The following is a 24,085-nucleotide window of genomic DNA, read 5'->3' on the forward strand; positions in this document are numbered from 1 at the left end:
ATAAAAAACGAATTAAATTTTTTCATTTTCATATAGTGTTCTCGTAAAAGAGTCTGACCTTCAAATGGTTAGACTCTTTTTAGTTTAGGGTAATTCAGTTTACTGCTATCAGTTTCCATTAGCAGTTTCCAGTTATCAGTTTCCAATAGCAGTTTCCAGTAGCAGTAGTCAGTTTCTGAATACATAAATGATGTACTCGGTATTATGTATCACTTAAAGTGTACAAAAACGCGAAGCGTTTTATACTAGCGACCATCAACGGACAACCATCAACGGACAACCATCAACGGACAACCATCAACGGACAACCATCAACGGACAACCATCAACGGAAAACCATCAACCAACCTACGGTAGCCAATTGTCTTTTCCAAAATCAGGTTTACGCTTTTCAAGAAATGCGTTCCTACCTTCTTTGGCCTCTTCCGTCATATATGCCAAACGGGTTGCTTCACCCGCAAATACTTGCTGGCCTACCATACCATCATCTGTGAGGTTCATGGAGAATTTCAACATTTTAATTGAGGTAGGCGATTTTTCCAATACTTCTTGGGCCCACTGAAAAGCGGTATCTTCCAATTCATCGTGGGGTATAACGGCATTTACCATACCCATTTCAAAGGCATCTTGGGCAGAATAGTTTCTTCCTAAAAAGAAAATTTCACGTGCCTTTTTTTGTCCCACCATCTTTGCGAGGTAAGCAGAGCCATATCCACCATCAAAACTGGTAACATCGGCATCGGTTTGTTTAAATATGGCATGCTCCTTACTGGCTAATGTCATATCACATACAACATGCAGGCTATGTCCACCACCAACGGCCCAACCCGGGACTACGGCAATGACCACCTTTGGCATAAAACGGATCATACGCTGTACTTCTAAAATATTAAGACGGTGTTGCCCATCAGCACCCACATATCCTTTTTCTCCCCTAGCCTTTTGATCACCACCACTACAAAAAGACCAGATTCCGTCTTTTGTGGAAGGTCCTTCCGCAGATAAGAGTACCACACCAATTGACGTATCTTCCTGCGCATCATAAAAGGCCTTGATCAGCTCGCTTGTAGTGTGCGGTCTAAACGCATTACGAACATTGGGTCGGTTAAAAGCAATACGGGCTACACCATTACATTTTTTATAGGTAATATCATCAAATTCAATAGCAGTTTTCCAATTGGGTGAATTCATAGTCTATAACAGGTTTTTTAAGGTATAAAGATACGGTTTAGGCGCTTACCCAACCAAAAATACCTATATCGCCAAACTATTAAAATTTCAAAATAACACGTAAAAGAGTCATTTATCCAATGCATTGTACTATTAGATTTAAGCGAATACCGCTAAGTTTACGGTCTTATTATTGTTGATTATGAAGCAATCACTTTTTACGTTTATAAAGAAACTACGGGAGTTTTTAGAAAAAAAATTACATCAGTACAATACAACCTTACCGTATGTCATTACGGTTGTCGTTGCCTTAATTTTAGTAGTAGGTGGAATAAACCTGTTTATTGAACTTACGGATACCTTAAAGACCGAGACCTTGGCCATGTATGATACTCAGATTACCGATTATATAATTTCATACCGTACACCGGCATTGACAAAATATTTTATATTCATGACAGATGTAGGGGATTTTCACGGTTATTTAATTGTTCTTGCAATTTTTTTGTTACTGTCACTTTTGGTTTTTAGGCGGTGGAAATACGTAGTACAGGCTACGTTAGTGTTAGGTTTGGCAACAGTTTCCAATATGATGTTGAAACGATTTATTGACCGTGCGCGCCCTGGAATTGAACATTTGGTCTCCGTAGAAACATTAAGTTACCCCAGTGGTCATGCCATGAGTGCCATGGCATTTTATGGTTTTCTAATGTTTTTGATGTATAAATTCAACATACAAAAAGTGGCAAAGGTTTTACTTATGTTTCTTTTGGCACTTATAATTCTAAGTATTGGCATCAGTAGAATCTATTTAGGTGTCCATTTTCCATCTGATATTGCCGGTGGTTTTATAGCCGGTGCCATTTGGGTAATTTTTTGTGTTTTAGTTTTCGATTTGATCGAGCTGTTTAGAAGAGATCCAAAGACCTGAAATCCATAATCCGGGAGAGGGCATATTTGATAACTATTTTTAACTTTGATACCATAAACTATTGAAACATGGAAAAGCGAAAAATAGCATTGGTAACAGGAGGTAGTAGAGGGTTGGGAAAAGAAATGGCACTGCGCATTGCGGAAAAAGGTTTGGATGTCATACTTACCTTCCATTCCAATGAAGATGCCGCAAAAGATACGGTGCGTTCTATTGAAGATATGGGGCAAAAAGCAATAGCCTTACAATTGGATACGCGCAAAGTAGCGGAATTTGACACTTTCTTCAAGAACATATCTACGCACCTAAAGGATACGTTCCAGCAAAATACGTTCGATTACTTGATCAATAATGCGGGAACGGGTATCTATAAGCCATTTTTGGATACCACCGAAAGTGATTTTGATGAGATGATGAACATTCATATAAAGGGTGTATATTTCCTTACCCAGCATGCCGTACCCTTGTTGACCGATGGCGGGGGAATCATAAATATTTCTTCAGGATTGGCACGTTTTTCATTGCCTGGCTCGTCTGCATATGCCAGTATGAAAGGTGCGGTCGATGTATTTACAAGATACTTGGCAAAAGAATTAAGCAATAGAAAAATCAGGGCCAATGTTGTTGCTCCAGGTGCTGTGGCCACAGACTTTGGCGGTGGCGAAAATAAGGAGAACGATAAAAAGCGGGCCTTAATTAGTCAGAATACTGCATTGGGCCGCGTTGGAGAACCAGAGGATATTGGTGGTATTGTAGCATTTCTATGCACCGAAGATGGCCGTTGGATCAACGGACAACGCATAGAGGCCTCTGGTGGTATCATGTTGTAATTTTCTATTCAATAAACTATAATTCCGCCATAAGATTTTGTAATCATAGTATTAAACTTGACACAAGTTTTAGACAAATGAACATTTTTAGTTGAAAGAAATTTTCAATATATCGTTTCAAGGTCCTTATGGTTCAAGAGATTTTGAGTTTTTGGTTCTAACGGAGTTATTCGCAAGAATTCCTGAGATGGCAGACCACGACCCTAACCTATCCCATAGAATTCATTTTTTCGCCTTATTTATCGTTACCAAAGGAACAGGAAAACACACTATTTTTAAAGGAATATCCTTTAAAAATAGGTCAATTAAAGAAGGTTATGGAAAAGTTCAAAGCAAAATCAGGAGCATTAGAACAAGAGTTGCAAAAATTAAGATTATCAAACAATTTCTAACATGAAAATAGCAGTAACATCAGCCAGTGGAAAATTAGGTGCGTCTATTGTAAAACACTTAATTAACTTAATAGGAAAAGAAAATGTAATAGGTATTGCCAGAACTGTAGAGAAGGCCACCTATTTAGGGGTAGAAGTCAGAAAAGGAGATTATAATAATCGTGAAGATTTTGATTCAGCATTACAAGGCGTAGACGCCGTTCTTTTGGTTTCGGGAATGGACGAACCACAAAAAAGAATCCAACAACATAGAAATGTCATAGAAGCTGCAAAACAAAATGGCGTTAAAAAAATAGTATATACGAGCATTGTTGGTGATGAAGATAAAAACGCTTTTAGCCCGATAGTTCAAAGCAACAGACAAACAGAAAAAGACGTCCAAGTATCTGGACTGCAATGGGTAATTGGTAGAAATGGAATCTATATTGAGCCTGATCTAGAGTATTTGGATACGTATATTAAAGAAGGAAAGATAGAGAACTGTGCCGGACAAGGAAAATGCACCTACACTAGCAGAGAAGAATTAGGATATGCCTACGCCAAATTATTAATTGAAGATAAACATAATGGTCGAGTATACAACTTGGTTGGTGAACCTGTAACGCAAGGCGAGTTGGCAGAAAATATCAATAAGGTATATGGCACTAACCTTATCTACAATTCGGTATCGGTAGACAGTTATGCTACAGATAGAAAAGCCGCATTAGGTGATTTTATAGGAACTGTAATTGCGGGTATTTATGAAGGGATAAAAGCTGGAGCTAATGATGTACCGTCCGACTATGAAAAAGCAACGGGCAGGGCTCCTAAATCTCTATTTGAAATGATTGCAAATTTTAAAAATAATAATTAAAAATTAGGAATGATTTTGCGATTATAAATGCAATAGTCACAATTTTAGACTAGTCTTTAAATTGTCTTTATAATGTTTCCCAATGGGGATCATTATGTCATTTATACGTATTCTGTTTCCTTCAATCGTTTGTAAATGATTCTTAGATATTATAAAAGATTTATGTACTTGTATAAACTGGCTTGAAGGGAGCAGTTCCAGAACATCAGATATTTTTTCTCTAATTACTATGGTGCTCCCTGTTAAAACTACTTTCGCATAATTGCCCGCGGCCTCAACATATAAAAGGTCTGCAAGTTTAACGTGCACATGTTTCTTATCACTATACAGAAATATGCTATTTTTTAATGATGTATGAAGTGAATTGCTAGTTGTTCTAGCCGTGGGCGACAATGCCACTTTGTTCACCGCCTTTAAAAATCGCTGAAAACTGAACGGTTTTAATAAATAATCGGTAATGTTTAATTCATACCCTTCAAGAGCATGTTCTTGATATGCGGTCGTAACAATAACATGTGGTGGCTCGCTCAAAGTTTTTAAAAATTCAAAACCTTTCAATTTGGGCATGTTCAAATCTAAAAAAAGCAAGTCTACCGTATGCTCACGTAAATAGTCTAGCGCCTCTAACGCATCATAACAATTCTTCATGAGTTCCATATGCGGTAATAGGTCACAATATTCTTTAATAATTTCATGTGCAATGGGCTCATCGTCTATAATTAAGTACCGCATTATAAGAGTAATTCAAGTTTAGCGTTATAGATACCGTTTGTTGAAGTAATTGAAAAATTATGCTTCTTAGGATACACCAAATATAACCTTCGTTTCAAATTCTTTAGACCTATCCCCTCTTTTGTTGATGTATTTTTAGCATCAAAGTTATTTTCAATTTCAAAAACCACTCTTTGTGCATTACCTGTAAGGTTAATATGAACATACCCATGTTCGGTTAAATTCTCAACACCATGCTTAAATGCGTTTTCTACCAGAATTATGAATAACAAGGGCATAATACTAGCATTTACTTTAATAGCTGTCTTAAATTGAATGTCGATGGGCTTATGATATCTAATTTTTTGTAAATCGATAAAATTTTGAATATAAGTGGCCTCTTCGTCTAACGTAACCGTAGTCCGTTCCCCTTCATAGATACTATACCGCATAAGTTCAGACAGCTTAAGAATTAACTTCTTGGTCTTTTCGGCATCTTTATCTACCAATCCATATATATTGTTGAGCATATTGAAGAAAAAATGTGGATTTACCTGTTGTTGTAAATGCATGATTTCATTCTTTTTGGTCTCATTACGTAAGGTTAATAAAGACGATAATTGAGAAAGTATCCAAAGTATGCCTAGTACTAAAAGAATGGTGTAATATATAATAATTAGAATACCGATGGCAATTGGGTAATCTTCTAAAAATACAACAGATTCATTACCGAGAATAATAAACTCATAGGCCATAATCCCTAATGGGATGGCGATAGAAACAAGTGCAATAATCTTTACAGCAAGCCAATTCCTTTTTTTAAGTATCGAAATCATAGTACAAAAGTAATAGAATCTATAAGGTCGACTAGTAATTGTGATGAACGTACTTCTTTGAAGGACATACATCATTGAGCATGCTATTAATGAACTTTACGAACCAATTCTTTTATGTGTCCCTCAAATGCGACTACTCATCACAAAAATTTAAGTATACAGGTTTGTCCCTTCATCTTTGTCATCATCAAAAAACGAACAGTTATTAAATCAATCCACATGAAAAAACAAATTCTCCGCTATTTTAAACACATTTTCGCAACCATTTTTATAGTATTGGTAATCGGTATCATTGTCGTCATATCTATGCACGGTAGTATTGGTTACGGCACCAATTCACAAAGTACGCATCTAGATAAAGAAGGGCCTTATGTATTCTATGAGAATGACAGTACAATGGCCGTCAACTATATAAAAGGAAACAAGAATGATGGTTTTTATTTGGATGAGCAACAATACGCAGTAACTCAAGAAATAAATGCAAGTTGTTTTTTCCCATTGGATTCAACCACGTTTCGGTTCACTATAAAATCGGAATTTGAAATCCCACAAAGTACTTATTCTGATGATGAACCCATTTTGGCAATTTCAGATATAGAAAGCGGATACAAGACCTTTCGTGATTTTCTTATTCAAAATAAGGTGATCAATAGTCAATTAGATTGGACTTTCGGCAAAGGGCATCTGGTTTTAGTTGGTGATTTTGTAGACCGTGGGTTTTCGACCACTCAAGTATTATGGTTCATTTATAAGCTAGAACAGGATGCTAAAAAACAAGGTGGCAACGTTCATTTTATTTTAGGTAATCATGAGCTGTACAATTTACAGGGTAAGTATAAATCGGCATCATATAAGTATTACGGAGTTGCCTCTATATTAGGCAAGCAGCACCACGATTTGTACAATAAACAATCATTTTTAGGTAGGTGGATGGCAAGTAAAAATACCTTAGAACGTATTAATGGCGTATTGTTCGCACATGGTGGTATAGATCCAGAAATCGCTAATCATGATATAACTATCGAGCAGGTAAATACTATTAATCGTGCGTACTACCGGAAATCTTACTTTCCAAAACCCGAAGAAAATATTGCGCAATTAATAATTTCAAGTAAGACGGGAATATGTTGGTATCGCGGTTATTTTAAAGATGCTATATCGCAGGAAGAAGTTGAAAAAGGCATTCGAAAATTTGGTGGAAAAGCTATTGTAGTAGGACATACGATTCAATGGAAACCAAAAAAATATTTTGAAGGAAAGGTTTTGGCCATAGATGTAAAACACCCTAAAGATTATAATAAAAACTGGCCCTCTAAAAGTTCTGAAGGCCTATATATTCATAAGGACACTTACGCAAGAGCTTTGGCTGACGGAACTAGAAAAGAACTTTAAAACGAATATCTCATTTAAAAATACTACTATCATGTGGCTACTTGTACTCCTTATATTGAGCATATTACTGTGATTATAACGTACTTCATTTGTTACGTAAAGATTAAAGCATTTTTTAAACGTTTTAAATTTTTTAATCCATTGTAATTTCGACCTTTGCTGTATAATTATTTGATGAATGAACTGGATTATCTTAATTATTGCAGGCCTATTTGAAGTAGCATTCGCCTTTTGTTTAGGGAAAGCAAAATTAGCCACCGGAAACGAAATGTATATGTGGTACGGCGGTTTTTTGGTTTGTTTGTTGGCAAGTATGACCTTACTGATAAAAGCAACGGAAAGCTTGCCGTTAGGTACTGCCTATGCCGTATGGACAGGTATTGGTGCGGTAGGCACGGTGTTATTGGGTATTATAGTGTTTAAAGAACCGGCAAGCTTTTGGAGAATCTTTTTTATCGTGACATTAATAAGCTCAATTATTGGGCTTAAGTTGGTTTCGCATTCTTAGTTATCATCCTATATTTCTTACCTGTTATTCTCATTATTGGTTAATTACTTCTCATAAAACAGCGAACTAGATACTTGACCAACACTAAAAAGTGGTCCTTGTAATTAACCTTTAAAAGGAGCTCAATGAACTTGCCGAAGTATTGAAACTCCTTTTTGCTATTCAATGTAAAGCATTAACCACATATAGAAACACCATTAATTTGTTTAGTGCACAAGTTAAATTTGCACAAAAAATTATACTTATTTTAAAAGTCAGTTAAAATTTTGATTGATCTTGAACAAATGCCAGTTTACCAAGTCAAATGGTATATTCACTCATTTGCTCTATTATAACTTCCAGATAAAAATTAGCTTGGTATTATAAATTATAAATTATGAAGAATATTTTAAATCCATTAATTGTAAATTCTAAAATACTTCATTATTTCAGCATTAAAGAGTTTATTGTACTGCTACTTTTGGTCTTCAATTTTCATTCAAGTATTTCTCAAGAACTAAAAGGCAAAATCACTTATCAAGCCACATTATCCGATTATAATAAATTGGAATGGGATAACATGATAAATTCTTTAGATTCTTTCACTGGTTTAGATAAGTCCAATCCAATTCCTATAAATTTTCATCTCCTATTTGATTCAGATAAGGCACTATATCAAGCTGAGTATGATTTAGAAACAAAGAGAAAAATGGGATTTACAATGAATGAAACGGGACTTGCTGCAAGTCACGATCGTAAATATTTCACCAATTTACAAACTCAAGAACATTTTTATCAAAGCTTTTGGACCAAGGACGTTTTAGTAAATCTTGATAAAGTTGAATGGAACTTAACAAATGTTACTAAAATGATAGGGAAATATATGTGTTATAAGGCAACCGCAATTATAGATTCTGAGCAAATAGGTTCATTAAATCATATAAGTCCCGTTGTTGCTTGGTATACTCCAGAAATACCTTTGCCCTTTGGTATTCAATCATTTAATGGGTTACCAGGTTTAACCATGGAATTAACGATGGAGCTTGAAAAAGGAAAAGTTACTTATATAGTTACCAACATTGAAATTAGTCCTGAAGAAAAAATTATTTTGGAAAGACCAAATGGTACTAAATGGATGTCTGAAAAAGAATACATTTCACATATTAAAAAATTAAATGCTAATAGATAAATTATACTAATTCAAAAACTAGAGACAACTAACAGTTCTTTTAAATTCATCAAATTAGAACGTATTACGACATAGCTTAAACGTAATGCGGACTTTAAGGCTTAACCCGAAGGTCTTTGTATATTTATGAAGTTGATAAATCTTATTGATTTAGCTTTGTACAAAAAAAATAAAAATAAAACCAAAAGCTTTAGTTTCGTGCTCAGACTTGCCTTCCGCAGGCAGGCGGAAGCGAAAAGTTTCCTTGCCTCCTCACTACCCTTAGCCTTGACGATAACCAACCCCCAACAATCACCCCTTATTCTTCTCTTCTATCCATTTGCCCATAAACTTTGTTGCGCTCATGGTCTGGTGCTGTAAAAGGCCACCGATAAAATTTTGTGTTCGATGATGTTGTAAACCTGTTTGGAGTTCCGTTACTTTCTGTAGTAGTAAATGTGCTTGGCTCGTCTCTGAATATAAAGTGTTTATAAGGGTCTTGCCCTGTTCTTGTGCTTTATTCCAAGCAGTGGGCACGGTATATAAACGTACTGCTGCTTCTACAAATGCGGTATGGTCATTTTCAATATAGCCGTTCCATTCCAAAATTCCGTACATGCCTTCGGCACCAATGGTAGTCGTTACACTTGGCGTACCATTTGCCATAGCGGCTACTAATTTTCCTTTTATTCCCGCTCCAAAACGTAAGGGTGCCAAACATACCTTAGCAGCAGCCATTACCTGATTGACATCGGCAGCCCTACCCTTTACGAAAAACCTTTCTTTTTGGTTGTCCATTTCTACAACTTGTTGGGGTAAATAAGCGCCATAAATATGCAGTTTTGCTTCTGGTAATCGTTCTCGCAACAAAGGCCAAATAGTATGTTTAAGACATTTAACTGCATCTATATTGGGAGCATGTTTTCCGCCACCAATAAAAAGGAAATCCGTTCGCTGATCAAAGGTTTTCCATTCTTTATCTTCCGGAATCTCAGGTAACATAAAAGGGAGTAAAAAAAGTAGACTTTTATCTATTTTAATGACCTCGGTCAACAATTCTAACTCATAGCTAGAAATAATCAACGAAAGGTCGCACCGATATATACTTGCAATTTCCCGTTTCGTTTTATCGTCCTGTAACCAGGCATCAGTCGTAAACTCAACTCCCTTTTTAAAACAGGTTTCCCGTACATGACGCAGTGAATGTAAGTCTTCGGTATCTAGAATTCGCAATGCATTAGGGCACTGTTCCGCCACACGCCATCCAAATTGTTCTTCGGTCAAAAATCTGTCGAACAACACCGCATCGGGATTCAATTCCGCCACAAAAGCATCAAATGAACTATCGTTCATTTGTATAGCCTTTGTTTTATATCCGCAGGACTCTAAATCTGCCGAATGTTCAGACGTAGATGCGGCCGAAGCAATGGTAATTGAATATCCGTCCCGTTTAAATACATCTAATAATTGCATCATACGCACTCCCGCTGCCGTAGAAGCAGGTTCCGGCCATACAAGGGCAATTACGAGTAAAGATTTAGAATGATTCAAGGAGCTGATTTTTCGAATTGATTATGCGTGCTTTTTAAGAAATACAAAATACGTGAAACAATAATCAAATAGCAATTTACAGTTAACAATGACGATAATCAAATACTACATTTTAGCGGCAAACTTTTTGGAGATTTTTGAACGTAATTTACGCTCATAATCTTCCTCTAGCCACTCTTTATAATTCTTGGTATTGTTCATGATGCAGTATGAATACTGACGAACACGGTATTTGATTTCCTCTTTGAGCTTTTTCGCAAGAATACGTGCATCGAAAACATCCTCAGAATTTTCTACACAAATTTTTGCGTGCTGTTCAATACTTTTCTCTAATACCAATTTAGATTTTTCACCGTTGGCAAAACTCTTTTTGTATTCTGCCTTGATGTCAAAATCTATATCTGTCGATTTGGCAAACTCCGCCCGTAGATCCGCCGGCATTTCATATACGAACTCACGTTCAATCTCTTCATCGTTCTTGATGTTCTCCAAATAAAAATCCGGAAAATGAAATATTTCCTGCCAATCTATCCCGGCATTCCACAATCCAAAACGGGCCACATTGTTACCCATATCAATAACGTTGAACTCCTCTTTGTTGGGTAAATAGCGCGAACCACGACCGATCATCTGAAAATACAGTGTCAACGATCTTGTGGCCCTGTTCAGTATGATGGTTTCTACGCTAGGTTCGTCAAAACCAGTGGTCAGGATACTCACGGAGGTTAAAATGGCGTCCGGTGTTTCTTTGAACCATTGTAGAATTTCACGACGTTCGCTGGCACTGTTCTTGTTGTCCAAATGCCTAATGTTATACCCAGCCTTTTTAAACGTTTCGCAAACATATCTAGAGGTATTGATACCGTTGTTGAATATCAATGTCTTTGTACCTTTTGCAATATCATTATAAGCCGATACCAGTTTGTTCAGCATATTATGATTCCCATAAAGCTCATCTGATGATTTCACGGTATAGTCACCACTAATACCTAATTTAAGGGTCTGGAGGCTTACATCGTAATTATACATATTGGCCTTGGCCAGAAACTTTTTCTGAATCAAGGATTCTATGGACTCCCCAACGATCAACTTCTTATAGTTGTCCTTCATGGGCAATTTAATATTTGAGCTAAGCGGTGTGGCGGTAACCCCAATGATTACACTTTCCTCAAAATATTTAAACAGTTTTCTAAACGAATTGTAGTGGGCCTCATCTATGATGACCAGTCCAATATTATTGATTTCAATTTTTTCTTCCTGTAGCCTATTGTTCAAGGTTTCTACCATGGCCACAAAACACATGTATTCGTTCTGGTCCTGCCATTCCTTGACTTCACTGTTAATAATTTTGTTCTTGACACCAAAACCTTTTAGCATTCTAGAGGTCTGTAGGCTCAGTTCAATACGGTGTGTAAGAACAATGACCTTTTTTTTGGTTTTCTCTATATATCTTTTGGCAATCTCCGAAAACACGACGGTCTTACCTCCGCCCGTGGGCAATTGATATAATAAGTTGGAATTATCCTTGTTCTCGTCTAAAAACTTAAAAATGCTATTTAGATCGTCCTCTTGATAATCGTACAAGGTTTTTTCCGTAGTTTCTTTTTGTAGCTTCAAAAGGGTTGTAGGCGTTAATAGGTTAATAATGCAAAAACCTTATAAAATTATGTGATTTTTATGGGTAAAAGAAATATAAATCCTGAATTAAGAAATATTAATAGCCCTTGTCCATATCTATCTTGTTTTTTAGCTCCTCCCCGTTTTCCAATCGATAATAGTTCTCTATCAGTTGAGGGACTACGGAATCTGTATCTGACACACTTGCATAATGCGGGGTCATATGAACCTTTTTATGGTTCCAGAAAGGATGTGCCGTTGGTAAGGGTTCTTTATGGTAAACATCTAGGCACGCACCGGATAAATGTCCGTTATCCAATAGCATTAATAGGTCTCCATCAACCAAATGTCCGCCACGTGCCACATTGATAAGATAGGCTCCTTTGGGAAGTTGTTCCAAGAGCGATTTGTTTAAAAAACCTTCCGTTTCCGGAGTCAATGGTAACAAGCATACCAATAGTTGTGTAGAAGTGAGGAAAACGTTGAGTTCGTCTTTCCCGGCATAAGTGGTCACATGGTCAATAGTTTTCCTGCCCCTGCTCCAACCTTGGACCTTAAATCCTACTTTGGCCAAATCCTTTGCGGTTAGTGCCCCTAGTTCCCCAAGACCTAAAATACCTACGGTGGTATCCTTGATCCGTGTATACTCCACGGGCTGCCACAAATTGGCCACTTGTTGCTGTTTGTAAAGATTTAAATTTTTAATGTGCGCCAAAATTACCGCAAGCACATGTTCAGACATATCACTGGCCAATAAGGGGTCAACGATACGGGTAATTGGAATGTACCGTGGACGTGTTGGATCCTCAAATATATAATCTACCCCTGCACCGGCAGAGGCTATACATTTTAAGTTAGGATAACCTTTAAGCGAACCGGCAGGATGCTTCCAGATGACCGCCATAGTAATTTCCTCCTTAGGATGCTCTTCCAGATAGCTATACACTTTTAACGAACTGTCCGCTTTAAGGAGAGCATTCTTCCAAAGTGCTATTTTTTGGTCTTGACGAATGATAACTATTGCCATATACTATTCTATTATATCCAAGGCCTTTGAGAAATCTTCCTCTAACGGCCATCGCTGTTGTTGGGTTTCTTTATAAATCTTTACTATTCTAGTCTTAAAATCAGGGAAAACACCTTGGTTTACCGTAAACTGTATTACTTCATTAAAGGAATTGAGCATACTTTTATAAAAGGAATCCGCTACATTTCTTTCCATGGAAAATGTTTGTGCGATTTCCAAATTATAGCACATTACATCTGCAATTAAATTGGGTTCTACCCCTAATTTTATAAAATGTTTAATGAATTTTTGGGCTACGGAACGCCGGGCCCTTGGGCGCTTTCTTCTAACAGGAAAATATTCATTGGATATTTTGGCCTTGGCCTCCTGTATCAATTTGTCCTCTTTAGGATTAAAGGCAAAATCGTAATAGGTCTTTACCGCAGGAAATTTTGTATACAGTTCCAGTATCTGTTCTTCCAACGCTTTTTTTGGCATTTTGGAGAGGTATGTCTTTAAGGCCCTTTTACTCATAAAATACGTCTGTAAAACATCAAAAATACACCATGTACGGCTAAAGACCTAAATACCTAAATCTTTGTTAAAGCTAATAAATCCTGTAGAACTATAATGAAGTTTCCTTGGTAAAGACAATAAATTGTGGTATACTGTAAACTTGTATAACTTCTAAATTCCATACACACATATGAGGCAACTAAAGATTATTAAGCAGGTAACGAACCGTGAATCAAAATCACTAGACAAGTACTTGCAAGATATCAGTAAAATAGATTTGATTACCGCAAATGAAGAAGTTGAGTTAGCACAAAAGATAAGGGAAGGTAGTCAAGCAGCTTTGGAAAAGTTAACGACAGCGAATTTAAGGTTCGTAGTATCCGTTGCAAAACAATATCAAAATCAAGGTTTAAAATTACCCGATTTAATTAACGAAGGAAATTTAGGATTAGTAAAGGCGGCGAAAAGATTTGATGAAACTAGAGGTTTTAAATTTATCTCTTATGCGGTATGGTGGATCAGGCAATCTATTCTACAGGCCTTGGCAGAGCAATCAAGAGTTGTACGTTTACCATTGAACAAGATTGGTTCTATCAATAAGATTAAAAAGACATTTTCTTATTTGGAACAGGCGCATGAACGTCCGCCATCTCCAGAAGAAATTGCAAAAGAACTTGAAATGACCGTTTCCGAGGTGAAACAAAGTCTTAAGAACTCTGGTAGGCACGTATCTATGGACGCACCGTTACGAGAAGGGGAAGATTCCAACCTTTATGATGTTTTGCGCTCAGGCGAATCTCCTAGGCCAGATAATTCCTTGTTGCAGCAATCCCTAAATACCGAAATTAATAGAGCTTTGGATACCTTGTCCCCAAGAGAGGCAGATGTTGTAAAACTATATTACGGTATTGGTGACCAACAGTCCATGACATTGGCAGAGATTGGGCAAACGTTTGATCTGACCAGGGAACGAGTTCGTCAGATTCGTGAAAAGGCGATCCGTAAATTGCGTCATGCCTCAAGAAGCAAATTACTGAAGACCTATTTAGGCTAATAACAACCTATTACCACAAATAAAAAAAGCGTCCATTATAAAATGGACGCTTTTTTAGTTAACAGGGATATAAACCTATGAATAGGTTAATTTACTGATATTAAAATTTACTAGAATGTCATTTAAATCCTGAATAAAATTCTGATAGGATGAAAAATCTTGGTTTTGATGTGCCATAGGTTTGTTTTTTGGTTGATTCAATTGGAAAACATTCTACATATAATCCAATTCGGCTAATTCGTTTAAACTTAAAATTTCATTTAAATCTTGAAGAAACACTAAGTATTCTTCACCGTAGGTGTCATAAAGCATGTGCGTAGGTTTAATTAATATTAATTTGGGTCATTAATTTCAATGAAGTAAATATAATTGTAAGACCATGCTGCGACAATTAATTGTGGTGAACTATTTTAATTTTGTTGTAAAACCTACAAAAAAGTGATGTTTGAGTTTTTAAAATCGCCTTGAACCCTTATAAAATAGGGGTTTTGAGGGGTGCCGTTTATCTAAGATATTGGTTTTTTATCGATATTCCATCGCTTTGGCGGCGATATATTTCATTATTAAATATGTACTTGAACCACCAAATAATTAAAAATAACATACTTAATCCATTTATTGTCCTAAGTTTTTGCAGGTAAAAGGTACGTAATGCACGAATAATATAATGGCTTGTATTACAACAATATGAACCCCTATTTTCCGTTAATTATATAATCATTTTACCTAAAATATAGAAGTAAACAATTCCGTATATCAATGAAAAAATTATCCCCTACCCCTATCAATTTTATACGATTTACATTGGTGTTACAAGTTGTAATGTTATGCGCTTTTTTTCAAGGATGGGCCAATGTAATTGAACCTTCGCAAAAAGAAGGTATTTCATTTGTAACCCTAGAATTGAACAGTCATAGTTTTAATGCCAAAAAAAGAAGCTCGTTTAATTATTTATCCCAACAGGAGCATTTGGAACGTGGTCTTACCATTATTCATTTTATAAATGCCGACCAACTTGAATACAAAACATTTGACACCTATGGAAGTAAGGACGAGGCGCAGGAATTTATAACAGTCTTGGGCACTATGATTGCAGATGACGCAAATATGGCCATTTTAGCACATGATTCCGCTGCAGCCAGTCTAGGTGATGTTGCTAAGGCCTTACAGGACTTGGGGTTCGTACAACTAAGTAATTTAAAAGGCAGACAAGCATATATCATGCACAATTTTAATGCAACGATTACAGAAGAAATTCATGATACCAGCATTGTTAAAACAGTTGAAATACCTTCAGGTATTGGCAATCAAAAGGAATATTTCCCTAAAATCAAATATGAATTTGAACCTAATATAAATCGATATATTGCCCATGCAGGTGGTGAGGTCAATGGGGTAAAATCCACCAACACCAAAGATGCCCTAGATCAAAACTACAAAAGAGGGTTCCGCTTATTTGAATTGGATATTATTACCACTTCGGACGGGCATTTGGTGGCTGCACACGATTGGAATATGTGGGCCAGATTTACAGATTATACAGGTAGCCTGCCTCCTACACATGAACAGTTTATGAAACAAAAAATTTATGGGGACTATACTACCATGGATATGAATGGCATCAACGCATGGTTTAAGTCACATCCAGATGCAATTCTGGTTACGGACAAGGTAAATGACCCCATTGCTTTTGCCGATGCCTTTATTGACAAGGACCGTCTTATTATGGAACTATTCAGCGTTATGTCCGTTGAAAAAGCTTCTGAACATGGTATCCAAGCCATGATATCCCAAGAACCGCTGCTTGCCATTAAGGGAGACAAGATTAATTTTCTAAAAGTAAACAATGTTAAATATGTGGGCCTATCCAGAAGAATGATAGCCAGTCAAAATAAACTGTTATTGAAATTAAAGGAAGCCGGCATAAAGGTTTATGTATACAACGTAAACTTTGATCCCGGCAAGGATGAGCAATATGTTCAGGATAATGAATTGGGATTGGTCTATGGTATGTATGCAGATAAGTGGATTACCGATATGAAAATCCCTAAATAGAGTCTTTTTCATACAAGATTTTTGACTTAAAGTAGGATTGATAAAAAGGATAACCTATTAAAAATTAAATTGATAGGTCAATCCTGCAGAAAAGGAATAAAAATAGGTACCTGGTGCAAATGATTGCTCTTGTCTAAGCACTCCTACGTTGGTACGGTAGGCGCTAAGATTGTTCTTGCTCGTAAATTGATATTCAAAGCTCAACCGTTGAGATTCAATATATAGCAAGGTTTCTGCCAATAACTGATCTCCTGAAGAGAATTGTCTTAATTCCGGTGAAAAACCAATACCAAAATTGAGGCCCATGTAATTTTCCGCATCCTTTAAATATTTACGGACCAAAATATTTCCTGAGGCTTTGGTCAGCTCAGCTTCCTCTCCGGGCGTAATAAAGGAACGTAATGAAAAATAATAGTTGCCCCTATAATACCCTAGTGAATTGGTAATCGATTTTACATTTCTGGTGGCAAAGTTGATAAAACGCCCACCACCGGAAAATTCTACACCACTTTTATGGTTGTAATATACATCTCCTCCTACCTTGTGATTGGGGAATAGTTCTGAATTTGAATACCCGTAATTAACATAGGCATAGAATCCTTTGGCAATTTTGGGGTACATATCAATATCATATTGAAGGCCGTTCTTTCCTTGACGGCTACTAAAGTTTAATCGTGGAATTATACTGCCAAATTTGGTTTGCCGTTTAAAGGAGATACTTGAGGAAGTAATGGGGTTAAATCGCTGGTCAAATACGGTAACCGAACTATTTACCGCTACCCTATTTTTCTCTACTTCTTCCGTCACAGGAGTTTTTCTGATACTATTCTCCTTGTTTTGCGAGGCTACCTCATTTTTTGGTTTACCAGCATTATCCATTTTCTTTTTAGCTTTCCCAAAAGTGGTGATTTTACTATCTACATTATACCACCCATTTTTAGGATACGAAATTCCTTGGACATTTTGAAAGGCTAAATCCTTGAGTCGGACAAGTTCGGTATCATCATTTATGTTCACCAATGCCTTGTTGGCCAATCCTAAGGCCGTAGCATAATTTTTGGCGTAAAGCTCATTTTTAATGGCGGAAATCCATGCTTCTCTATTTTTCTTGTCCGCACTTAGCACTTTGTTGAACTCGTTGCGAGCTTGGTCGTAATTCCCCTTCCAGCTTAACGTACTGGCCCAAAGAGCGGTCACTTTCGTATTTTGGGGCTGTTCTTTGGCCAAATTGCCCAATATGGAATTGGCCTTGGATGTTTTGCCTGCAAACGCCAAGTCATAGGCACTATCATAAGTAAGGGAATACCCGGTTGAATTTTCCGGAGATTGCGCATAAATGCCTCCTAAGCATAGGATGAAAAACCAAAGAACGATATGTTTCTTACTGCTATTCATTATTTAGTTGCTGCCAAGGAATTAGATGCCGTTAATTTGGTTTTAGAAGCAATCTTAATACCCGCTTTTCTTGCCAATACTCTTGCACGATCGATCTTGTCCTTGATTTCATGGGCGCTGGCACTATTTTCCTCAACGATGTACGTTAGTTCCAGTCCTTCCTTATAATGGTCTGACCAGTAATAAATATCAAATAGAGCTGCATAGGAGTCTATATAATTGGGATTTACTTCAATACATTCCTTTAAGATCTTAATGGCTTCCTTATGGTTGCCTTTCCAAGAATTGACCCTTCCCATAAGGATTTTGGTATCAATATGGCTAGGAGCTTCAGAGAGATTATAACGACATAACAAAAGTGCTTGGTCCCATTTTTTGTTCCATGCCAAATCCCTGGCCTTAAAATAACCCTTGTCAGAATCTTTTCCGTCATAAACACTATTGAGCCATACCGTTTCGCTATCCGTAAATTTTTCTTTTTGTATCGTAAAAATGGCCAAACTGTCGGGGATAATTTTATTTTCGCTCGTAACGTAATGGTTCATGGATTTAAAGGATTCTAGTTGCGATTCTATCTTGGATCCACTACTGAACGAAGAACTTACGTTCATATTATCCTCCAGCTCTACTACATCGCCATCCGTGTAAAGATTATCGCCACTTATATATTCCTTCAATTCATTCTTATTACGCATTAAGGGAATATTTTTGGTTGATCTGAATGAAGTTTCCATATCAATGGCACCGCCCATCCAAGCTACTTTTTTGGGCATTTTTAATTCATACCGATTTTTGAGCATTGATAAAATAGTTGGCGTCACATCAAAATGAGAAGAAACCGAACTCATCTTGCGCGTACGCTTTAACATAGGGCTGTACATGATCAGCGGTACGTGAAAACGGCTTATGTTATTTCGTTGCGGAATAGGAATTAGTCTATGGTCTCCTGTGATTACGAAAATGGTATTCTCATAATTAGGTTGTGATTTATAGGCGTCCATGAACCATTTTATAGATTCATCTGTATATAAAAGGGTTGCGAATACATTATCGTTCTTTTCAATAACATTTTCTACCCTGGAGTCATAATTTCCTTTTTTCAATAACTTGGCGACTTCCTGCTCATAATAGGCCTGGTTTGGCGGAATAAAAGGCTCATGGGTACTAATGGTCATATAGACCTCTAGCCTTGGCTGTTTTTCCGCTCTAGGTAAACTGATGCTTTTCTTGAACAATTCCTTATCAGGATACCCCCATGAGGAACCGGCGGCATCCTCTGCCTGTTGTTGGTAATTGACCCCAAAACCAGATTTATCCAGCACAAAGTCTATGTTTTCACTCTTAAGAAACCGGTCTACCTTATCAAAAGAACTATTGGTTCCTTGATAGAACGAGGTATGGTATCCATTGTTCTTAAGGACACTAAAAAGGGTCAACTTATTTGGAAATTCATCCAGTTCCATAAATCCACTTTTACCGAACGGCAAGGAACCCAATAAGGATGGCAATACGCCAAAGGTTCTTCCGGTATTGCTCAAGAAGTTCTCCCAATAGAGCGACTGTGTGCTCAAGGAATCCAAGAAAGGTGTAAAGCCACCATATTCTGCTCCTTCACCCATAAAATCTCGCCCAAGACCTTCTACCATTATAAAAACGATATTTGGTTTTTCCTCTTTCAATTCAAAATATTCACCAAGTACGTTTTCTACCGTAGGGTTTTTAATAAGTGGATATTCTTCATTTGAAGTGTAGGTATTGTCCTCCGTACTACTGTTATAGAGGTTTATTGCCAAATACTGTGTTTTATTTTGGTTAATGGGTTTACCATCTGTAAACAATGATCCTAAGAATAAACTGAACAGAATGATCGTAAAAGGATACATGCTGCTTATACGGTGATAAAATTTGGAAGTAACCCTATACAATCCTAAAAATATACCGATTAGGATAACTATACCAATAAATAGGTAAATGGAAAGCATTAATCCGCCAGAATTGGCAATGGTGATTTTAATGTCGGAATAGCTATACCCTAGAAGATCAGATCCCAATGGAACCAATGTGGTACAATAATACCCTATAAGCATGGCTTCAATTATAAGCACAATGCCCAATAACACAAAGACCAGGTTAAAACCATATCTAGGCCTTAAATTTTCCCAGAAATTAAAAGGAAATACCATAATGATGCCCATTAGCGCGGTAAACCCTATTTGGTGAATAATCGCTTTCAACAAGCTGGTAGACCAAATGGTATCCAAAACACCCTTAAAATAGAGTATGCCGTACTGAAAAAGCGTTAATACGAGCAAGCATCCAAAAAAGGATATCATAAGCCTGGTGTATTGCTTTAAGGTATATCTATCTAACTGACTTGTATTCATTTGTATGCTTAACTAGCTTTTGCAAATCCTTTGCGAACCTGTGAGCCCCATCCGGATTTAACTTTAAACAATTTTTTATAATTACCTCTAACCGCTGCATAGACCACAATGGGGTGGAATATAAAAGGCTCTAAAAGGGCAAGGCCCATAAGGATCAAAATATCCTTTGTTTTCTTGTATTGGTTATAGGAATATACATCCCATAATATGGCATAAAAGGAGATCATGATAGAAAATAGGTATATGGCCAAGGATATGGAGATAAAAAATTTCCAATTCAATATGCCCAAATAGGCAAACATAATCACCGTGAAAAATCCAAAGAATTCCAATAATGGGGATAGCCATTCGTAAAAGAACCAGTACGGATAGCTTAAGAGTCCCAATCTACCAAACTTGGAATTGAACAACATGTCCTTATGCTTGAACAGTGTCTCTAAATTGCCACGTGCCCAACGATCGCGTTGGTTGACCAAAATCTTTAAATCTTCCGGTACCTCTGTCCAACATAATGGATCCGGTATATATTCAATGGTGTAGGGCTCCTTACGTTCGTGCATATAACGGCGCATCTTAAAGATAATTTCCATATCCTCCCCTACGGTCTTAGTATCATAACCGTCTACGGCCAGGGCGATCTCACGTTCAAAAAAACCAAATGCACCGGAAATGATCAATAAACTATCTATTCTTCCCCAGGCCATTCTACCTAGAATAAAAGAGCGTGTATATTCCAATAATTGAAATCTAGCCAACCAATTTGTAGGTAATCTTATTTCTTCCAACTGCCCACCGTCAATAATACAGGAATTGGCAACCCTGATCACGCCACCAACCGCGATCACTCTTTTTTGGGAACGTTGAAAAAAAGATTTTACCACATGCAGCAAGGCATCCGGTTGTAAGAGACAATCTACATCTATACAGCCTACATACTTGCTTGTGGACAATGAAATGCCCGTATTGAGCGCATCGGATTTTCCTCCATTCATTTTATCCACTACGGTCAATTTGGAAAATGCCCTATTGTTGGATCTATAAATTGCCTTTACAGGTTTACTTTTCCAGTCAGGATCCATTTCCACATCGATCTTTACAAGGTCATAGGCATCCTTTAATTTTTGTAAGGTGTCATCCTTGCTACCGTCATTGACCACCATTACATCATAGTTTACATATTGTAAGGACAATAAGGAACGTATATTCTCAACAATGGTCAATCCTTCATTATATGCCGGAGCAATTATGGTAATGGTCGGCGCCAAGGGAGAGGCCATAATTTTGGAAACATCCGTGAAACTGTTCTTGTTTCTATAGTGAATGGAATTTCTTGTGGAAAAATAAGCCATGGCAGAGAACATGATAAACAAGATCATGGTAAACATGAAGAATACAAAATTGATGTATTCCAGTACTATGCCAAATAATTCACTATCCATTCTTTTTAGTATAAAAGCTGCTAGACATTGCACACAGGTGGTCAAACAAGGTTGAACCACCTTCTTTTAACGAATTAGCGCTATTACTTTTAGTTGCCGATTCCAGTTCCAATTCAAAATCCAATTGAAACAAATTATTCTCCATTTCATCATCGCCACGTTTTTCGGTTTTCGCCAAATTATCCGTTACGACCTGTAAAACTTCTTTCGCTTTTTTGGCTAAAGCTTCATTGTTTCCGTTTATCAGGCTTTGTAAGAGTGCCATTTCTTTTTCATCACCTATCTTTTTTATTTCATCTAGAAGTATGAATTGGGTTTCTATATCCGATAGATGGAAAATTTCGGCAAACACACTTTCCGATAATGCGTTGTCCGGGGCAAATAGTTCTGCCGGTCTAGGCATTTCATAGCTGAATTTCTGAATAAGTTCATTGGCACGATCGACAATAATTGTTGAAGCACTATTGTTCAGGATGTTCTGTAGTACCGGTAGTTCCCTATTATCGCCCATATCGGCTATATTTTCAAGAAGTACCATTGTTTCAAGCTCCTCATCATCAAGAAAGTCTGCACTTAAGCTGAGTACATTGGCTCTTGATGTATTATTAAAAACTATTGCATCAGTAGTTTCTTGCATGGGTAATTCACTGACATCTTCAGTTAACGCTACCCAATCAATTTCCTTAAAGTCCAAAAGTGATTTGTTCATCACCTGTTGTACTGTAAGCTCCTCTTGTTGCAGTGGACTATCTTCAAGGGCAAAATCAAAATCCGGTTCATCAATTCCTTCATTTAATAATACCGGTTCTTCTTGTGGCTCATCAATGACCAAGGGCAGAAAATCCAAAACCAGCTCTGTTTCAATATTTTCCTTTAAGTCTTCTATAGGTTCCTCAGTGTTTTCTTGTGGTAAATCGATTAACTGATTATCCATTTCGGTAAGTTCATTCCCCACTGTTTCCATCGGCATCAAGTCATCCAAAACCAAAATTTCCTCATCCATGTCATGAGTTTCTGGGGTAATTTCCTCAACATCCTTTACTTCTGGGATTGTAAGTTCTTCATGTTCAAAAAATTCCTTTTCTTCTGAAATCAATTCCACAGGTTTATTTACCTGTTCCGTTTCATCTAACTGGGTGGCCAATTGTTCTATTTCCTCTTCTTGTTGAACTATGATCGTTGGTTCAATATCCTCCTCAATATCTGATGTGAAAAATGTAGTTTTCTTGATATTACTTGTTGGCAGTATACTTTCCGGATCGATCTTGTTAATGGTTCCAATGACCTTACTCTTAATATTAAAATTTCGTTCCTTGGAATGCCAATGCTGTAAAAACGGTAACTCGTTCTTGGTGCCAATTTCACCAATAGCATCTAAAATGGCAATCTTTACGTCATTGCCTGCTTTTGGGTAAACCAATTTTAAAGTGGGTATGGCATTTATAAAATAGAATTCCTTGATACAATCAATGGCCTCTAATTGTATAACTTTCTTTTTATGCTTTAAAAGGGTAATGATAGACTTTTCGGCATTATTCTGTTTAAAATATTTTATGAGTCGCAAGGAAAAAAGTACTACATCCACATTGGTAGAAGTCAACCACAAACTAAATTGGGGAGGTACAAAATCACTCTTATGTCTTAAAATATCTAACAATTTAAGCTGTTGCCATTCAGAAATCCTATACTTGGTATTGTCCAAGAAATAGCAAATTCCTTCTTCTTTAAGGCTTACCACTGCCCTTTCTGCCTGTTTACGGATAGTACTCTGCCTATGGTTTATGAATTTAATGATTAGCGTATACCCCTCGTGCACCTCCATGGCCGTTAGTTCCAAAATTCCACTGGATATGATTTGCCACCTTCTGCTTGAAAGTTTGTCGTATGCCGTAATATGCAATCCTAAGTCCTTGTACAATGCCATTAACACATCTTGGGATTGACCTGAAAGATCTTTACGTAAATCTAACAGGACTTCTGTCAAAACGTTTCTATCAAAATTATTCTTAATGGATTCCCGTATTTGGACCTTTAAGTTGAGGTATGTTTTCTTTTCCTCCTTGGTGTTGGAATCCTCGTAGAATAAAAATTCACTGATCATAGGTGAAAACTCCATTTTTTTGTCTTTGGTAAGCGCACCCTGAGAGCCCAGTTTATTACGGATCAAAAACGTTCCCAAAAAATACATAACCGCTAAAACCAAAAATACCACGGTCAGCCACCCTAAAAATTCAGCATTGAATTCCGGGGCCTTGATCAGCGGATATATGATTTGTTTAGGGGGAGTCAACAAAACAG

At 37.0% G+C, this 24,085-nt stretch carries 20 protein-coding genes; 9 read left to right on the forward strand and 11 right to left on the reverse strand.

The annotated features are described in order from the left end of the window. Positions 1–348: 348 nt before the first annotated feature. Positions 349–1,191, reverse strand: coding sequence for a 1,4-dihydroxy-2-naphthoyl-CoA synthase (locus tag CHB68_RS08500; RefSeq protein ID WP_089260410.1), 843 nt, complete (start codon positions 1,189–1,191; stop codon positions 349–351). 181 nt (positions 1,192–1,372) lie between these two features. On the opposite strand from CHB68_RS08500, the gene CHB68_RS08505 reads away from it, so the two are divergent. From CHB68_RS08505 to CHB68_RS08520, 4 genes are all read left to right on the forward strand, one after another. Then, positions 1,373–2,101, forward strand: a complete 729-nt coding sequence (locus CHB68_RS08505; RefSeq protein ID WP_089260411.1) for a phosphatase PAP2 family protein — start codon at positions 1,373–1,375, stop codon at positions 2,099–2,101. 68 nt (positions 2,102–2,169) lie between these two features. Then, entirely contained in the window at positions 2,170–2,931 is a 762-nt protein-coding gene (locus CHB68_RS08510; protein ID WP_089260412.1) for an SDR family NAD(P)-dependent oxidoreductase, read from the forward strand. Positions 2,932–3,022: 91 nt separating this feature from the next. Then, complete coding sequence (locus CHB68_RS08515; RefSeq protein WP_089260413.1) at positions 3,023–3,328, forward strand: hypothetical protein; 306 nt, start codon at positions 3,023–3,025, stop codon at positions 3,326–3,328. Then, positions 3,325–4,176 (forward strand): SDR family oxidoreductase, encoded by an 852-nt coding sequence (locus CHB68_RS08520; protein WP_089260414.1) that lies wholly within the window; start codon positions 3,325–3,327, stop codon positions 4,174–4,176. The genes CHB68_RS08515 and CHB68_RS08520 overlap by 4 nt, the downstream gene beginning before the upstream one ends. A gap of 36 nt (positions 4,177–4,212) precedes the next feature. Here the strand turns inward: CHB68_RS08520 and CHB68_RS08525 are convergent, their stop codons facing one another. Next, positions 4,213–4,908: a LytR/AlgR family response regulator transcription factor gene (locus tag CHB68_RS08525; RefSeq protein ID WP_317043814.1), complete on the reverse strand. Its 696-nt coding sequence runs from the start codon at positions 4,906–4,908 to the stop codon at positions 4,213–4,215. Then, a complete protein-coding gene (locus tag CHB68_RS08530) occupies positions 4,908–5,723 on the reverse strand; it encodes a sensor histidine kinase (protein WP_089260416.1) in 816 nt (271 codons plus the stop codon). Before CHB68_RS08530 ends, CHB68_RS08525 begins: the two co-directional genes overlap by 1 nt. Positions 5,724–5,942: 219 nt before the next feature. On the opposite strand from CHB68_RS08530, the gene CHB68_RS08535 reads away from it, so the two are divergent. The 3 genes from CHB68_RS08535 to CHB68_RS08545 all read left to right on the forward strand — a co-directional run bounded on the left by CHB68_RS08535 (position 5,943) and on the right by CHB68_RS08545 (position 8,791). Continuing rightward, entirely contained in the window at positions 5,943–7,115 is a 1,173-nt protein-coding gene (locus tag CHB68_RS08535) for a metallophosphoesterase (RefSeq protein ID WP_089260417.1), read from the forward strand. 178 nt (positions 7,116–7,293) lie between these two features. Further along, positions 7,294–7,623 carry a DMT family transporter gene (locus tag CHB68_RS08540; RefSeq protein WP_089260418.1) on the forward strand — a complete coding sequence of 110 codons (330 nt, stop codon included), beginning with the start codon at positions 7,294–7,296 and terminating at the stop codon, positions 7,621–7,623. 376 nt (positions 7,624–7,999) lie between these two features. After that, positions 8,000–8,791 carry a GLPGLI family protein gene (locus CHB68_RS08545; protein WP_089260419.1) on the forward strand — a complete coding sequence of 264 codons (792 nt, stop codon included), beginning with the start codon at positions 8,000–8,002 and terminating at the stop codon, positions 8,789–8,791. Positions 8,792–9,082: 291 nt separating this feature from the next. Here CHB68_RS08545 and CHB68_RS08550 read toward each other — a convergent pair whose 3' ends face one another. The 4 genes from CHB68_RS08550 to CHB68_RS08565 all read right to left on the reverse strand — a co-directional run bounded on the left by CHB68_RS08550 (position 9,083) and on the right by CHB68_RS08565 (position 13,478). After that, positions 9,083–10,321, reverse strand: a complete 1,239-nt coding sequence (locus tag CHB68_RS08550) for a glycosyltransferase (RefSeq protein WP_245838887.1) — start codon at positions 10,319–10,321, stop codon at positions 9,083–9,085. A gap of 105 nt (positions 10,322–10,426) precedes the next feature. Beyond that, positions 10,427–11,938: a DEAD/DEAH box helicase gene (locus CHB68_RS08555; protein WP_089260420.1), complete on the reverse strand. Its 1,512-nt coding sequence runs from the start codon at positions 11,936–11,938 to the stop codon at positions 10,427–10,429. A gap of 97 nt (positions 11,939–12,035) precedes the next feature. Beyond that, positions 12,036–12,965 (reverse strand): 2-hydroxyacid dehydrogenase, encoded by a 930-nt coding sequence (locus CHB68_RS08560; RefSeq protein ID WP_089260421.1) that lies wholly within the window; start codon positions 12,963–12,965, stop codon positions 12,036–12,038. Positions 12,966–12,968: 3 nt separating this feature from the next. Beyond that, positions 12,969–13,478 (reverse strand): DUF6155 family protein, encoded by a 510-nt coding sequence (locus CHB68_RS08565; protein ID WP_089260422.1) that lies wholly within the window; start codon positions 13,476–13,478, stop codon positions 12,969–12,971. A 172-nt stretch (positions 13,479–13,650) separates the two neighbouring features. Between CHB68_RS08565 and CHB68_RS08570 the strand changes: the two genes are divergently transcribed. Together CHB68_RS08570 and CHB68_RS08575 are read left to right on the forward strand one after the other, a co-directional pair. Continuing rightward, the gene (locus tag CHB68_RS08570; RefSeq protein WP_089260423.1) at positions 13,651–14,514 is read left to right on the forward strand and encodes a sigma-70 family RNA polymerase sigma factor; all 864 of its coding nucleotides are present in this window, start codon (positions 13,651–13,653) and stop codon (positions 14,512–14,514) included. A 759-nt stretch (positions 14,515–15,273) separates the two neighbouring features. Next, a complete protein-coding gene (locus CHB68_RS08575) occupies positions 15,274–16,569 on the forward strand; it encodes an interleukin-like EMT inducer domain-containing protein (RefSeq protein WP_089260424.1) in 1,296 nt (431 codons plus the stop codon). 57 nt (positions 16,570–16,626) lie between these two features. Here the strand turns inward: CHB68_RS08575 and CHB68_RS08580 are convergent, their stop codons facing one another. Genes CHB68_RS08580 through CHB68_RS08595 form a run of 4 tightly spaced genes read right to left on the reverse strand, consistent with a single transcriptional unit; the run spans position 16,627 to position 24,077 of the window. Further along, a complete protein-coding gene (locus CHB68_RS08580) occupies positions 16,627–17,964 on the reverse strand; it encodes a YaiO family outer membrane beta-barrel protein (protein ID WP_089260425.1) in 1,338 nt (445 codons plus the stop codon). Beyond that, on the reverse strand, positions 17,964–20,348 hold the full coding sequence (locus tag CHB68_RS08585; protein WP_089260426.1) for an LTA synthase family protein: 2,385 nt from the start codon (positions 20,346–20,348) through the stop codon (positions 17,964–17,966). Before CHB68_RS08585 ends, CHB68_RS08580 begins: the two co-directional genes overlap by 1 nt. Positions 20,349–20,356: 8 nt before the next feature. Then, positions 20,357–21,787, reverse strand: coding sequence for a glycosyltransferase family 2 protein (locus tag CHB68_RS08590; RefSeq protein ID WP_089260427.1), 1,431 nt, complete (start codon positions 21,785–21,787; stop codon positions 20,357–20,359). Beyond that, positions 21,780–24,077, reverse strand: a complete 2,298-nt coding sequence (locus tag CHB68_RS08595; protein WP_143815184.1) for a hypothetical protein — start codon at positions 24,075–24,077, stop codon at positions 21,780–21,782. The genes CHB68_RS08590 and CHB68_RS08595 overlap by 8 nt, the downstream gene beginning before the upstream one ends. Positions 24,078–24,085 lie beyond the last annotated feature (8 nt).

This window comes from Maribacter sedimenticola, assembly GCF_900188415.1.
Classification (GTDB): Bacteria; Bacteroidota; Bacteroidia; order Flavobacteriales; family Flavobacteriaceae; genus Maribacter; species Maribacter sedimenticola.

Excerpts from the sequence above, each read along its gene's own strand:
- CHB68_RS08540 (WP_089260418.1), top strand. The coding sequence starts at position 7,294 with ATGAACTGGATTATCTTAATTATTGCAGGCCTATTTGAAGTAGCATTC.
- CHB68_RS08510 (WP_089260412.1), top strand. The coding sequence starts at position 2,170 with ATGGAAAAGCGAAAAATAGCATTGGTAACAGGAGGTAGTAGAGGGTTG.
- CHB68_RS08500 (WP_089260410.1), bottom strand. The coding sequence starts at position 1,191 with ATGAATTCACCCAATTGGAAAACTGCTATTGAATTTGATGATATTACC.
- CHB68_RS08585 (WP_089260426.1), bottom strand. The coding sequence starts at position 20,348 with ATGAATACAAGTCAGTTAGATAGATATACCTTAAAGCAATACACCAGG.
- CHB68_RS08580 (WP_089260425.1), bottom strand. The coding sequence starts at position 17,964 with ATGAATAGCAGTAAGAAACATATCGTTCTTTGGTTTTTCATCCTATGC.
- CHB68_RS08545 (WP_089260419.1), top strand. The coding sequence starts at position 8,000 with ATGAAGAATATTTTAAATCCATTAATTGTAAATTCTAAAATACTTCAT.
- CHB68_RS08565 (WP_089260422.1), bottom strand. The coding sequence starts at position 13,478 with ATGAGTAAAAGGGCCTTAAAGACATACCTCTCCAAAATGCCAAAAAAA.
- CHB68_RS08525 (WP_317043814.1), bottom strand. The coding sequence starts at position 4,908 with ATGCGGTACTTAATTATAGACGATGAGCCCATTGCACATGAAATTATT.
- CHB68_RS08570 (WP_089260423.1), top strand. The coding sequence starts at position 13,651 with ATGAGGCAACTAAAGATTATTAAGCAGGTAACGAACCGTGAATCAAAA.
- CHB68_RS08590 (WP_089260427.1), bottom strand. The coding sequence starts at position 21,787 with ATGGATAGTGAATTATTTGGCATAGTACTGGAATACATCAATTTTGTA.
- CHB68_RS08535 (WP_089260417.1), top strand. The coding sequence starts at position 5,943 with ATGAAAAAACAAATTCTCCGCTATTTTAAACACATTTTCGCAACCATT.
- CHB68_RS08560 (WP_089260421.1), bottom strand. The coding sequence starts at position 12,965 with ATGGCAATAGTTATCATTCGTCAAGACCAAAAAATAGCACTTTGGAAG.
- CHB68_RS08520 (WP_089260414.1), top strand. The coding sequence starts at position 3,325 with ATGAAAATAGCAGTAACATCAGCCAGTGGAAAATTAGGTGCGTCTATT.
- CHB68_RS08530 (WP_089260416.1), bottom strand. The coding sequence starts at position 5,723 with ATGATTTCGATACTTAAAAAAAGGAATTGGCTTGCTGTAAAGATTATT.
- CHB68_RS08575 (WP_089260424.1), top strand. The coding sequence starts at position 15,274 with ATGAAAAAATTATCCCCTACCCCTATCAATTTTATACGATTTACATTG.
- CHB68_RS08505 (WP_089260411.1), top strand. The coding sequence starts at position 1,373 with ATGAAGCAATCACTTTTTACGTTTATAAAGAAACTACGGGAGTTTTTA.